The 13,359-nt window shown below is 62.6% G+C and carries 9 protein-coding genes; 7 read left to right on the top strand and 2 right to left on the bottom strand.

Features of this window, described 5'->3' with window-relative positions:
• Nucleotides 1-5: 5 nt before the first annotated feature.
• Genes IPP35_06095 through IPP35_06070 form a run of 6 tightly spaced genes read left to right on the top strand, consistent with a single transcriptional unit; the run spans nucleotide 6 to nucleotide 4,351 of the window.
• Nucleotides 6-230 (top strand): hypothetical protein, encoded by a 225-nt coding sequence (locus tag IPP35_06095; GenBank protein ID MBL0058669.1) that lies wholly within the window; start codon nucleotides 6-8, stop codon nucleotides 228-230.
• Nucleotides 227-1,384, top strand: a complete 1,158-nt coding sequence (locus IPP35_06090; GenBank protein MBL0058668.1) for a hypothetical protein — start codon at nucleotides 227-229, stop codon at nucleotides 1,382-1,384. Before IPP35_06095 ends, IPP35_06090 begins: the two co-directional genes overlap by 4 nt.
• On the top strand, nucleotides 1,385-1,597 hold the full coding sequence (locus IPP35_06085) for a hypothetical protein (GenBank protein MBL0058667.1): 213 nt from the start codon (nucleotides 1,385-1,387) through the stop codon (nucleotides 1,595-1,597).
• A gap of 3 nt (nucleotides 1,598-1,600) precedes the next feature.
• Nucleotides 1,601-2,701, top strand: a complete 1,101-nt coding sequence (locus tag IPP35_06080; GenBank protein ID MBL0058666.1) for a glycosyltransferase — start codon at nucleotides 1,601-1,603, stop codon at nucleotides 2,699-2,701.
• On the top strand, nucleotides 2,698-3,531 hold the full coding sequence (locus IPP35_06075; protein MBL0058665.1) for a hypothetical protein: 834 nt from the start codon (nucleotides 2,698-2,700) through the stop codon (nucleotides 3,529-3,531). The genes IPP35_06080 and IPP35_06075 overlap by 4 nt, the downstream gene beginning before the upstream one ends.
• A 1-nt stretch (nucleotide 3,532) precedes the next feature.
• Entirely contained in the window at nucleotides 3,533-4,351 is an 819-nt protein-coding gene (locus tag IPP35_06070; GenBank protein ID MBL0058664.1) for a hypothetical protein, read from the top strand.
• 442 nt (nucleotides 4,352-4,793) lie between these two features.
• On the opposite strand, the gene IPP35_06065 is transcribed toward IPP35_06070, so the two are convergent.
• Nucleotides 4,794-9,203 (bottom strand): VCBS repeat-containing protein, encoded by a 4,410-nt coding sequence (locus IPP35_06065; GenBank protein ID MBL0058663.1) that lies wholly within the window; start codon nucleotides 9,201-9,203, stop codon nucleotides 4,794-4,796.
• A gap of 63 nt (nucleotides 9,204-9,266) precedes the next feature.
• Complete coding sequence (locus IPP35_06060) at nucleotides 9,267-11,735, bottom strand: VCBS repeat-containing protein (GenBank protein MBL0058662.1); 2,469 nt, start codon at nucleotides 11,733-11,735, stop codon at nucleotides 9,267-9,269.
• A gap of 309 nt (nucleotides 11,736-12,044) precedes the next feature.
• Here IPP35_06060 and thiI point away from each other — a divergent pair, with 309 nt between their 5' ends.
• Nucleotides 12,045-13,277, top strand: coding sequence for a tRNA 4-thiouridine(8) synthase ThiI (gene thiI / locus IPP35_06055; GenBank protein MBL0058661.1), 1,233 nt, complete (start codon nucleotides 12,045-12,047; stop codon nucleotides 13,275-13,277).
• Nucleotides 13,278-13,359: the final 82 nt, after the last annotated feature.

The following is a 13,359-nucleotide window of genomic DNA, read 5'->3' as shown; positions in this document are numbered from 1 at the left end:
GGTTGGTGGCGGATTGGGCCGGCGCCCTGCGGGACGGCCGCGTCCGCGTTCCCAAGAGGAAGAACCCGGATCTCCGCCACATGGAAGAAGAACTTCAACGGCTTCTCGGCCGCCGCGTCGTTTTGGACGCGCGGGGGAAAACCAAAGGGTGGGTGAAACTGGAATTTTATTCCATTGATGATCTGGACGTCCTCGTCCGCCAGCTGAAATCTTTACGGCACCCCAAATGAGACGGTGGGCTCCCCGCGCACTTCCGGCGTTTGCTTTTGTCCTGTTTTCCTCCTGCGTCACCGCGCCGCCTCCAAAACCGTCGGCGAAACCCGCTCCCGGAAAACGCGCCGTGGCCCTTCCTCCGGCTAAAACCGCGCGGCCCGCCGCCAAGCCCGCTCCGCTGGCCGCCAAACCTATTCCCACGGTCACCCTGGCGGTTCCCCCCGCTCCCGTCGCCGAACCGGAACCTCGGTTCCCGCCGGGAGCGCCGCTCTACCTTTCCTCCAAGCCCAGTTTGAACGATTTTCGTTTTCTGGCCGACGGCGGGGAAACCTATGGTTTTTCCGTGGGTTACGGGAGAAGCTGGGTGGCGCGCCTCCCACCCGTTCCGGCGGGGCCCTGGGCGCGCGCTTTTATCGGCGCCAAGCTGGGGGCCATGAAAACGGAACGGAAACCCGGGCGCCCCGATTGGGACCGCCGGGTGGTGCCGGGCGAAATCGTCGCGGCCGTCTCGCCGGAACCCTCTTGGCCCCAGAGCCGGCGGTATTCGCTGACGCGAACGGAGGACATTCCCCTGGCGAGCGATCCCAAACAGCCCCTGGACGGCGTGGGGGAGGCCCGCTGGTTCTGGGTGGAGGTCCCCCTTCCCGCCCTCTCCTCGGCCACACCCAATTTCGTCGCGCTTTTTTCCCCCGATGAAACATTGAAGGGGGAGGATCGTTCCCCCGTTCTGGCCGGAGCGCGATCGGGCGGTCCGGTCCAGGCCTGGTGGCGGGACAAAGCCGAAGGCGAACCTCCTCGGACCAGCACGGAGGCCTTTCAATTCCCGGCCGTGTCCTATTCCCCCGCCGTCGCGCTTAAACTGGTTCCCGCGCGAAGCACCGGGCCGGTGGTCACGCTTCGCCTCCCTCCCGACCGATCCACCGTTGGAAGCCATCTGGTGGTTTGGGCCGCGGTGGAGGGAGCCGATGTGGAAGCGGTCTGGCTCGAAAGTTCCACGGACGGGAAGATTTGGTCCCGCCTGGGGCGGCCGGTGTTTGCCGCCCCCTACTTTTTTTCCGAACCGCGGGATTCCCTTCCCCGCGGATCTTTAAGCCTGCGGGTGGCCGCCCGAGACATTTGGGAAACCGTGGGAACGAGTCCGGCCGTCAATGTCAAAACTGGGAGGCATTAAGTGAAAAAAGGGTTCCTGTTCCTCATCCTGGCGGGTCTTCTCCCCGGCTGTAAAAAAGAAAACAAACCGGAGGTCCGGGTGGACAACACGGTGACCCGGTACACGGGAAGCTTGATAACGGCCACGGAGAAAGCCAAAGACGTGACCGCCAAGGCCAACCAGGCCATCGCCGTCCAAAATTCAACCCAGCAAGAGCTACAGGACCCGCAATAGTTCATGCGGATCCTCCACGTCACGGAGAGTCGGAGCTGGTCCGGCGGAACGGTCCAGTTGTGGAACCTGTGCGTGGGTTTGGTTCGACGCGGCCACGCGGCGGCGCTCTTTTGCCCTCCGGAAAGCGAACTTCTTCGCCACCTCCCGGAAAGCCGGGTGGAGGTCACGGTTTGCCCGCTCCGGGAAGACTACGACCTTCGCGCGGCCTGGCGGCTGGCGCAGACCATCCGCCGCTTTAAGCCCGACGTCGTCCACGCCCATCATCCCCGCGCCCACGCCATCGCCCTCCTGGCCGGCCTCTTCGCTCCCGTCCCGCGCCTGGTGGTCTCTCGCCGTGTTTCGTTCCGGCTCAAAAAGTGGAACGTTTTCAGCCAGTGGAAATACCGCACAAAAAAAATCCGCACCTATGTGGCCGTGTCGGAGGACATCCGCCGCGTCTTGATCGGCGGCGGCGTGGCCCCCGACAAAATCACGGTGATCCACAGCGGGGTGGACGTCCAACGCTTCGCCCCGCGTCCGGCGGCGGATTATCTGCGGCGGGACCTCAAGCTTCCCACGGACCGCCCCGTGATCGGAAACCTCACCCACTTCAGTTGGTGGAAGGGCCAAACCTTTTTCCTGGAAGCCGCCAAAGAAATCCTCGACGCCGGGGTCCCCGCCCATTTCCTGCTGGTGGGGAAAGATACGGACGGAACGGAAGCCCGGGAAAAAGTCCGCGCCCTGGGGATCGAAATGCACGTGACGCTGGCCGGTTTTCGGACGGACATGCCGGAAGTTTTATCGCTCTTGACCCTCAGCGTCCTGTCGTCCTTGGCGGGCGAGGGTTTTTCCGGCGTGCTTCGGGAAGCCATGTGCATGGGGGTCCCCGTCGTGGCGACCGACGTGGGGGGGAATTCGGAACTCGTCAAAGATGGAAAGACGGGCCTCCTCGTTCCACCGGGGGACGCGGGGGCCCTCGCGTCGGCCATTCGCCGCCTTCTGGCGGACCGGACCTTGGCTCAGGAGATGGCCCGCGCCGCGGGAGAAAACGTTCGCCTCCATTATTCCCTGGAGAGCATGGTGGAAAAAACCATGTCCCTCTACGAGCGGTTGGTCGCCTCTTGAACCCATCGATACGTTCCGCAGGTCTCTTCCTGCTGGGGCTCCTGTGGGTGGCGGGCCTCCGGGCGGACGAGTTGTCCGTTCAATGGATTCCCCAGGCCCGGATGGAATACGAAGGGGTGGGCTACCGCGAGGTCCCGCACGGGTGGGAACTAAAAGTTAAACCCTGGACGCCGGCGGCGGGGCTCCGCTGGCGGACGGAACTTACCCGGGACCTGGGGTTCCAAATGCAATATTGGATCAATCGGCCGACCTATGCCGCGGAATTTGGAAACTCCCAATCGGCCACCCAGCAACAAACCGGGCAGATGGAATTGTCCCTCCAATCCCTCTGGATCGATCTTCGACGTCCCTTGGCCGGTTCTCCCGTGGAGGTGGTTTTTGGCCTCAACGGAGCGCATCATCAGATCCGCCAGAAGGATGTTTCTTTGGACGGAATTCCGGAACCCGGTTCTTCCCATGAAACCCAAATGGCTTTGGGAGGCCACCTTGGTTTTCACGGCAAGGGCCAAGGTCGGCCCATGGGGCGGGGGCCCGCGCTGTTCTGGGACGGCGAAATCCTCCTCGGCCGCTATTTCTGGACGGACAATCGGTTGGACACCGACGGCGGGTCGGTTCACCAAGGGGGCTACACCTACGCGCTTCGTTTGGAGGGGGGGGTGGCGTGGCCCCGCTGGCGCGTTTCCGTTGGTTATGCTCGACAGTTGTACGAGATCTTCGTGCCCGGGGGACGCCGGTTCACCGCCGGCGCCTCCCCGAGCGCCACCGCGAGCCTACCGATCAATAAGATCGACCTATTCGGTCCCTTCCTCGCCGTCGGTTGGACTTACTGAGATGAGACGATTTTTTCCGGGACTTCTCCTGTGGTTGTTGGCTCTCGGTGTTTCCGCCGGGGAGTTTTCTCTCACGGTGGCTCCGGCGGCTCAACTTAAATACCGGGGGGAAGGCAAGATCCTTCCCCAGGGCTATGTGAACCGGTTCGAAGGGAACACCGCCCCTCTCTATCGGCTGGACTGGCGGCAGGACCCGCGCGCCGAGGGGTTCTGGGGGGTGGGGCTTTGGCACACCGGGGTGTTCGGCGGCGGGACTTACGGCCGGGAGACGGTTCCGGATGTGGCGGGGGGAGACTACCAGTCCAATTCAATGAACGTCGGGTTCACCAACGCTTTCCTCACCTACCATCGGCCTCTAAAGGGCTGGCCGGTGGAAGCCCAGGTCCACCTGTCGGTGGTGCGAGAGATTTTCAAACGGAAGGATTTCGTTTTCAAAAGCACCTCGGCACCGGAAGGGTTTGACGACGTCACCGAAATTTCCGCCGAGGGGATCGGTTTCGGCCTGGCCGGGACCCACGGAAAAAAACTTTACGTCCGCTGGCAAGCCGCCGCCCATTACTATGTCCAAATTTTCGACGCCGAGACCGACGCGTCCGCGGGGTCCATTTTCCAGGGGGAGGCCGGCGTGGGGTGGCGGATCACTCCGCGACTCTCTTTTGAAGTGGGCGGCCTCTGGCAAGACTGGTTCATCCTGGGACAAGGCAACCGCCGGCTTCATGTGGAAGGCACCGACGGCGCCGTCATCTCCTATAACCGCCAGCAGACGACGCTGAGCGGTCTCACCTTCAAACTCGAAACCCGCTTCGGTTCACACCCATAATTTTCGGGGCTTCTGGGTTTCCTGTTGGTTTTAGAGGAAACCACCGGACTCTATTTGCTTTCAGGCAAGGGGGCTCCACCCCCTCCGACCCCGGGTCCCTTTTCTTTGCACGCCCAAAGAAAAGGGACGGAAAAGAAATGCGCCCCGGTCGGCACCGTCTTACAGTTCAACACCACGGTCGGTGCCGTCCCGACTTCGGATGTCCATGTTGAACGGGACGGCTTCCGCGCGCCGTTTTGACGGGCGGCCCTCAAATGTCCCTTCGGGACCGGTCTCTGTCGGCTTCGCCGCCAAACCGAGACCGGCTCGGCTCAACGGCCAATCGCCGGCACAACGGGCCGCGCCGCAACCGTCAAAACGTCGTGCTCACAACGCCTCATGGGGGGGCGAGTCAAAAAAATCACATCGACTTTTACGGGAAACCCGGAAGCCCCAAATATTTTTAGGGTCCGGAGGTGATGGTGACGGTTAGGTTTTGGGGGGTTTCGGTGCTGGAGCTGGTGGGGGTGTCGAGGCGGATCCAAAGGTTTCGGGCTCCGGCGACGGGGACCGAGACCCCGGTTTGGGTTCCATCGATGGAGTAGCGGGTCCCCGAGGACGATTGGTTGCCGGGACCGATGACATCTTCCGCGCCAAAGTCCACGGTGGCGGGGCGGGTGGCGTGGAAACCGCCCAGGACCACCACCACATCGTCCACGCTCGGCAGTGCTGTTCCGATGCTCCAGGGACTTCCACTGGTCGAGGTGCTCGCGAAAAAAGAATAGGTGCTGGCGATGTTCCCGTCGTTTGTCACGGTGATGGCCGTTGCCGTGTTGGAACTCGTGCCAACGGACTGGGTTCCGAAGTCGTAGGAGGAAGGGCTGAGGGTGAGCGATCGGATAATCACCTGGGGAACGGAGTTCGCGGTGTTGGAGATCAAGGACCAGTTGCCCACGTCGTCCTGGCTCCAGAGGACGATGTAATAGGTGTCGTTGGTGGGAACATTTAGGACCGTTGACTGGGCGGCGCCTGGGATCGCGGTGGTCGCCAGGGTCACCGTGACGGCGCCCGACGGGGTGGAGGTGTCGCTCCAGGCGGTGGCGGCCGTGGTGGAATATTGAATGCGGTAGTTTCCGATAAGGTTTTTATAGACGGCGTCGTCCCCCGCTGAGTTCCAAGATAGATTGATTTGGCCGGGAAAAGTTCCGGCGGCCGCCGCGATCGTTGAGGTGGTTGGGGCGACCCCGGTCCACAGGGTGGACGTGGCCAGGGTGATGAGGGTGAAGGGGCTTTGCAGTAGGCCCGCATCCACCGTTTTCACCCGAAAATAGTAGGTGGTGTCCGTTTGCAGGCCGTAGTTCGCGGAACCCGATGTCCAGGGGGAGGTGGAGGTGAGGAACATCCCGTATTTGGTTCCGCCGTCGTAGGTCTTGGGCGGATCAAAGGATCCGCTTTGGACCAAGGAGGTGAAGGCGGGAACGGTGGAGATCTCGATGTAATAGTTCAGCCCGGCCTCTGGGGTGGCCCCGGGGGCGTTATCGATGCCCTCGTTCCACATAAAGGTCCCCGTGGACGTTCCCACCACGGCGAAGCCGAAGCTGGTCTTCAACACCGTCGGGGCGTTCGGCGCCACGTTCGGGATGGTCGAAAGGTTTCGGTAGACGCGGATTTGGTTATTGCCCGCCGTGTCCACGCCGGAAATAACCAAATCCATGTCGCCGTCGGCATCGTAGTCGCCCACGTCCAGGGACCCTAAATAGATTTCGTCGGCCGCCGTGGGTTCGAGCTCGTTTAACGTAAAGGCCCCGCCGCCGGTGTTGATGTAGGCGCGCAATTCGGGGACCAGGGCGGCGGTGGTTCCGGTCAACCCGTGGACGAGGATGTCCAGGTCGCCGTCCGTGTCGATGTCCCCCCACTGGGCACCGCCCCGGGAGTTCCCTCCGTTGACCCCGTTCACTTCAATCTGAGCGGCGTTAAAAGTTCCATTTCCGTTGTTTTGGTAAACCCTCAGTTGCCTCTGGGTCGTCAATCCTCCGAGCACGCCCTCCACGAGAATGTCGAGATCTCCGTCCGCGTCAAAATCGCCCCAATCCGCGCTGTGTTTCCCGTTATACCCGTCCACCCCCGCGGCCGGGTCCACGTCGATCTGGTTGGGGTCGAAGGTGCCGTTGCCGTTGTTCCGATAAACGCGAATTTCGCTGTTGTTGGCCCCGCCGTTCCACCCTTGGGCTAAAAGGTCCAAATCCCCATCCCCGTCAAAATCCCCCCAATCGACGATCCCGTCCTGAAGCCCACCCCCCGCGCCGTCCACCTCGATTTGGGTGGTGTTAAAGGTGCCGTTCCCGTTGTTTTTATAAACGCGGATCTGGCGCGCGTTAGCCGCGTCAAGTCCCGCCGCGGCGATGTCCAGGTCTCCGTCGTTATCGAAATCTCCCCATTTGACGTCGCCGGCGTTCAGTCCGCCGTTAAGCCCGTCCACTTCGATTTGGTTGGCGTCAAAAGTTCCGTTGCCGTTGTTCCGGTAGACGCGGAGTTGGCTGTTGGCGGCCGCCCCGCCGCTCGTGATGCCGGAGGCCAAAATATCCAAGTCGCCGTCGCCGTCAAAATCGCCCCAGTCGACGCCTCCCGTGTAAAGACCGCCGTTCGCCCCATCCACCTCGATTTGGTTGGGGTCGAAGGTCCCGTTCCCGTTATTGGGGTACACTCGAAGCTGGTAATTGGTTCCGGCGGAGACGCCGCTGGCCAAAATGTCCATGTCCCCGTCGTTGTCGAAATCACCGAAGGACACTCCACCGTTCTGGAGCCCGCCGTTCGCCCCGTCCACGTCGATTTGGGTCGGTGTGAAATAAAGCGCGGGGGGCGTCACGTTGGCGGTGTTGGAAACGGGGGAATAAAGGCCTACATCGTCCTGGCTCCAAAGAACGAAGTACCACACCCCGTTGTCGGTCACGGTAACGGAGGTCGATTGGGCGGCGCCCGGGGCGATGGTGGTGGCGATGGTCGTCGTATAGGCCCCTGCGGGAGTAACGGCGGGATTCCATACGGTGCCGATGTTGGAGGAATATTGGATGATGTAATTTCCCGTCAAGGTCGCCTTGTCCTGGTCGTCTCCCGGCGAGGTCCAGGTCAAATTCACATTGCCGGAGCCTGACCCCGCGGCGGCGGTCAGCGTGACCGCGTTGGGAGCCACGCCGGTCCAAAGGGAGGAGGACGCGCTGGGGGCGCTTTCCAGGAGCCCGGCGTCCACCGTCCGCACGCGGAAATAATAGGTTGTGTCCGTCCGGAGGCCCGGGTGGGCCAGGGCCGGGTTCCAAGGGGCCGTGGAGCGGAGAATCACGCCGTGCCGGGTGTTCCCGTCGAATATTTGGGGCGGTCGGTCGTAGTTCCCGCGCCGAGGGGTGGCCCGGCTGTGGTGGGCCACCGTGTCCGGGGTGAAGGTCGCCATGGTGGATATTTCAATGTCGTAATCCAACAGGGCGGCGGGGGTTGGCCCCAAGCCCGCGTCCGCGGCGGGGTCCCATTTAAAGGTGGCCGTGGAGACGGCTGTCGCCGAGAACACGAAGGTAGACGCCAAACTTGCCGTGGCCCCCGGGGCGGTGGCGGTGGTGATGTTGTTTTGATAGACCCGCATCCGCCGGGCGGCGCCGTTATCGATGCCCGTGATCAAAAGATCAATGCCGCTCGTGTTGTTGTAGTCGGCCCAGGCCAGGCCCCCGTTTTGAAGGCCCCCGTTGACCGCGGCCTCGATATTGAATTGGGTAAAGGCGAAGCCCCCATTGTTTCGGTACAGCCAGATTTCCACGTTTCCGGTGGCGGGGCGGAGGCCCACCACGGCCACGTCCAAATCGCCGTCGTTGTCGGAGTCGCCCACCGCGAGGGCCCCGTTCCGAACGCCGAGGTTGGCGGCGCCGGGGATTTCGAAGGCGGTGAAGGTATTGTTCCCGTTGTTGCGGTAAGCTCGGAGCTGGCTGTTGGTGTTGTCGAACCCCATGGCCACGACGTCCAAGAGCCCGTCGGCGTTTAAATCGCCGAAGGCCGCGTCCCCGTTCTGGAATCCGCCCACCCCGGCGGTCACGTCGATCGGAGTGGTGTTAAAGGTTCCGTTTCCGTTGTTACGGTAAATGTGGACCTGGCGGCCCACGCCGTTAAAACCGGAGACCAGCGCATCCAGGTCCGCGTCCGCGTCGTAGTCGCCCCACGCCACGGAACTTCCGGTGCTGTACCCCACGTTGGCGGCGCCGGGCACTTCGATTTGGTTGGCGTCAAAGGTGGCGTTGCCGTTGTTGCGGTAAACCCGAAGCTGTCGGTTGCCCCCCGAATCCACCCCGCTGACCAACAGGTCCAAATCGCCGTCGTTGTCGAAATCTCCCAGCGCGGGTTTGCCTAAATCGAGGCCCAGGTTGTTCCCGTCCACGACGTTCTTGGTGAAGGCCAAGGCGCCGTCGTTTCGGGCCACCCAAATGTTTTGGGTCCCGGCGCCTTGGTTCCCGGTCAAGACGATGTCCAGGTCCCCGTCCCCATCCAAGTCCCCCAGGGCGATGCCGCCGTCTTCCAGCCCGGTGCTCCCGGCGCCAAAAACGTTGGCTGAGGGGTTATTGGGAATGGCGTAGGCCGGCGCGGCCCCCAACGTGTAGATACTGATCCGGCGGTTCCCGGCTGAATCGTTGCCGCTCAGGACCAGGTCGAGCCTTCCGTCGCCGTTCATGTCGCCCCAGGCGGTCCCCCCCTCCGTCAACCGATCGGTGGCGGTGTTTTCAAAATCCAGTTGGGCGGCGTTGTAGGGAAGGGCCTGGGAGATGGATGGGCAAAGGACAACGCCCGCAACAAGGGCGATCAGCAATACCGAGAGTCTGGGCCGGAAAGCGAAACTCATCCGCTAAGAATAGCTGAAATTCAGGGGATTTCAAGCCCCCCCAAAATATTAAAACTGATTTCCTTAAGGGCCGGCCGTGATGGTGACGGCGATGTTTTGGGGGGTTTCGGTGCTGGAGGTGGTCGGCAGGTCGAGACGGATCCAAAGGTTTCGGGTGAGGCCCACTCCCACGGAGACGCCGGTTTGAGTCCCGTCGATGGTGTAGGCGGTCCCGGTCGAAGGGAGGCTCGCGGGGCCGGAAACGTCCTCGGCACCGAAGGTTCCCGAGGTGGGGCGGGTGGGGTGGAAAGCGGCGTAGACGACGGCCACATCATTGTTCGGCGGCGGGGCGGCCCCGATGCCCCAAGGGCTTCCCGCCGTACTGGTGGCAGCGGAAAGCGAATAGGTGGAGGGGACGTTCCCGTCGTTGGTGACGGTGAGGCCCGTGGCGGTCACGGTGCTGACGCCGACGGATTGACCGCCGAAATCGTAGGGGCTTCCGGTGATCGTCACCGAACGAGTGACAACGGCCGGGACCGCGTTGGCCGTGTTGGAGACCAGGGACCATTCCCCCACGTCGTCCTGGCTCCAGAGAACAACGTAATACGTGTCGTTGGTCGGCACGTTTAGGACGCGGTTTTGCGCCGTCCCCGGCACGACGTTGGAGGTGGCGATGGTGACGGTGGTGGCTCCGGAGGGCGTGGTGTTGGGGCTCCACACCGTGGCGACGTCGCTGGAATACTGAATGCGGAAGTTCCCGTTGAGGTTGTTGTAGACGGCATCGTCGCCGGGGGCGTTCCAGGACAAGTTAATGTCTCCCGGGAAGACGCCGGTCGCCGCCGTCAGGGTGGACGTGGCGGGCGCCACGCCCGTCCAGAGAGTTCCGGCGGCGCTGAACCCGCTGGAGAGAAGCCCCGCGTCGATGGTGACCACGCGGAAATAATAGGTGGTGTCGGTGATGAGACCGGGATGGGCGTTGTTCCCCGCCCAGGGTTGGGTGGACTTGAGCATGATTCCAATGGGAGTCGCGCCGCCGAAAATGGGGGGCGGGCGAAGGTATCCGCCCTGTTGGGGGGTGGTCCCCACGGGTTGGCTTCCCAGGAGGCTGGGGGCGGTGAGTTTGACGAAGGTGTTCAAGGTTGAAATCTGGACGTCGTAATAGAGTCCGTTCGCCGGGGTTCGCGTGGCCACCGCCCCCGCGTCGGCCCCGGCGTTCCAGGTGAAACTGGCCACGGAAACGCCGGTGCGGACAAAACCGAAACGCCCGGCCAAGGCGGTGGGCGCCAGCGGCGCGGTGTTGGGGTTCGTGAGGGAGGCCGAACTGTTGTAAATTCGCACCTGTCGGCCGGTGGTGCTGGCCCCGCTGGCCAGGATGTCCGCGTCGCCGTCTCCATCGTAATCCCCGAGAGCCATGCCGCCGTTTTGAAGGCCGAGATTGCCCGCGCTTTCGACATTATAGAGGGGCGCCGTGAAGGCGTTGGTCCCCGCGTTAAAGGTGGACACCCGCACTTCCCGGCTGGCGCCGGTGGTGCCCAGGGCCGCGACGTCCAACGTCCCGTCGTTGTTGACGTCGCCAAAGACGAAGGAACTGTTGCTGTATCCCAGCCCGGCCCCCGGGATTTCGACCTGGGCGAACACCCCCGCGGTATTTCGGTAGGCCCGAAGCTGGCGAGCCCCGGCTTGGTCCGTCCCACCGGCCAGGATGTCCAAATCCCCGTCGTTGTCGAAGTCGCCCCAACGGATATCTCCGATGGAAAACCCGGTGGCGGCGTTCAGGACGTTAAAGGAAGCCCCGAAGGTCCCGTCCCCGGTGTTGGGGTACACCTTGCACACACGGCTGGCGGCTGCCCCTCCCGTTTGACCGGAGAAGAGGATGTCTAAATCCCCGTCATTGTCGTAGTCCCCCCAAGCCACGTCGCCCAACTCCACGCCGCCCGCCAGTTCGATTTGGTTGGGGTCAAAAGACCCGTTCCCGTTGTTTCGGTAGACACGCAGGCGGCGGCCGCCGGCGTCGCGGCCACTGAAGAGGACGTCCAAATCTCCGTCTCCATCGAAATCACCCAGCGCCACGTCCGACCGGTTGGCTCCCGCTCCCAGCGCGTCGATGTCGGGAAGCAAGGTGAACGCGGTCCAGGGAGCGCCGTCGTTCCGGTAGGCCCGAATCCGCCGGGTCCCTCCGGAATCCACCCCGGCCGTCGCTACGTCCAGATCGCCGTCCCCATCCATGTCGCCGAAGGCGACGCTGGAATCTTGAAGGCCCGTCCCTCCAACGGCCACGTTCACGAGAGCGAAGGCCCCCGCGTTGTTTCGGTAAATTCTGATCTGCCGCGCGTTGGCGGCGTCCCGGCCACACGCCAGGATATCCAAATCGCCGTCGTTGTCGTAATCGCCCCAAACGGCGCTCCCCAGGTCCAACCCCTGGTTGATGGCCCCCGGAACGTCGATTTGGTTCGGGCTGAACGGGATGGCGCGGAGGTGGGCGGCGAGGAAGAAAAGTCCTGCCGCGCTCCTTAGAACGTGGCGAGCGGATGTTGTAGGGGAAAGGTTCATCATAAAACCAACCGGCCGAAAAGCATCCCCAATTCTAGCCCTTCTTCAGAAATTTTCAAGGAATATGTGGAAACCGTAAGGTCTATTCGTGGCAGACCCAACGCGACCGAAAGCGGGGGGGGGGTATTCACCCCCTCCTTCGCAAGGAGGGGGCGGGGGGAGGTCTTAGTTCTTCAAGTCAAGTTCACGGCAACAGCATACCCGTTCTCCCAACGGCATACCCCTCCCTGACCCTCCCCTTGGGAAGGGGAGGGAAAAGCGTTCGCGTCAAAAAGGGGGCGGGTTTGGGCAATGTGGTAGAATGCCTCCTCCATGCGCGAAGTTCTTGTTGTCCACTATTCGGAGATCGGGACCAAGGGGGGAAACCGCCGGGTCTTTGAGTCAAAGCTGGCGGACGACATCCGCCGCCGGCTGGGCCCGGAAGTTCTCAAGGTCCGCATTGAAAGCGCGCGGGTCCTGGCGGACCTGGCCCCCACGGCGGATCGGGAGAAGATTTCTTTAGCCCTGGAACCGGTTTTCGGCGTGGCCTGGTATGCCTTCGGCGTGGCCTTTCCCTGGACCGCCGAGGACCCGGGGTGGGCGGGGCTGGAAAGCGCCGCCCTGGCGGAAGTGAAACGCCATCCGTCCGCGACCACCTTTAAGGTTTTCGCCCGCCGTTCGGAGAAGAATTATCCCCTGTCGTCCCAGGACATCTGCCGGCGGCTGGGGGAAAAAGTAATTCAAGGGGCGGGCCTCCGGGTGGATTTGGACCACCACGACTTGGCAATCCATGTGGAGGTCGTGCGGAAGGAGATCTTTCTTTTCGCGGGCCGTTCGGAAGGCTTGCGGGGGATGCCGCAGTCGTCTTCCGGACGGCTGCTCTGCCTCTTCTCCGGGGGAATCGATTCCCCGGTGGCGGCTTGGCTCATGCTTCGGCGCGGGGCCCGGGTGGACCTTCTGCATTTCCATCCCTACCGCTCGTCGGAAGAGGTGGTCGGCACCAAGATCACGGGGCTCTTCGACGCTTTGAAAATTTTCAATCCGGGTATACGGCTCTATCTTGTTCCCCATGACCGGTACCAGGTGGCGGCGTCGCTTCGGGTTCCCACCTCCTACGAAACGGTCTTTTTCCGTCGTTTCATGTTTCGCGCGGGTGAAATTCTGGCCCAGCGGCTGAACTACCAGGGGCTCCTGACCGGGGACAGTTTGGGGCAGGTGGCGAGCCAAACTCTTGAAAACCTGGCCGCCGTCCAAACGGGGCTCTCGGTTCCGGTGTTTCAACCTCTCATCTCCTACGACAAAGAGTCCATCGTCCGGCTGGCCCAAAAGATCAACGCCTACGAACTGGCCATCCAACCCTACAAAGACTGTTGCTCGCTCATGGCCAAGAAACCGAAAACAAACGCCGACGTTTCCATCGTTCGACGGCTCGAAACGGAGCTGGAGATGGACCAAATGATCGACGATTCCCTGGACGCCGCCAGTCTGTGGGACGGCCATGGCCTCCAACCGGTCCCGCCCAAAGCCCGCTCAAAAGCTACCCCTCCCTCACCCTCCCCTTGTTAAGGGGAGGGAACTTCAACGGCGCCGTCATTAGGTTTTATAAGGGAAATTCCGTGTCCCCCCTCCTTCACAAGGAGAGGGCGAG

Source organism: Elusimicrobiota bacterium (assembly GCA_016721625.1).
Taxonomy (GTDB): Bacteria; Elusimicrobiota; Elusimicrobia; order FEN-1173; family FEN-1173; genus JADKHR01.
This window is presented reverse-complemented; position numbering and strand designations above follow the sequence as displayed.

Excerpts from the sequence above, each read along its gene's own strand:
- IPP35_06090 (MBL0058668.1), top strand. The coding sequence starts at position 227 with ATGAGACGGTGGGCTCCCCGCGCACTTCCGGCGTTTGCTTTTGTCCTG.
- IPP35_06080 (MBL0058666.1), top strand. The coding sequence starts at position 1,601 with ATGCGGATCCTCCACGTCACGGAGAGTCGGAGCTGGTCCGGCGGAACG.
- IPP35_06070 (MBL0058664.1), top strand. The coding sequence starts at position 3,533 with ATGAGACGATTTTTTCCGGGACTTCTCCTGTGGTTGTTGGCTCTCGGT.
- IPP35_06065 (MBL0058663.1), bottom strand. The coding sequence starts at position 9,203 with ATGAGTTTCGCTTTCCGGCCCAGACTCTCGGTATTGCTGATCGCCCTT.
- IPP35_06060 (MBL0058662.1), bottom strand. The coding sequence starts at position 11,735 with ATGATGAACCTTTCCCCTACAACATCCGCTCGCCACGTTCTAAGGAGC.
- thiI (MBL0058661.1), top strand. The coding sequence starts at position 12,045 with ATGCGCGAAGTTCTTGTTGTCCACTATTCGGAGATCGGGACCAAGGGG.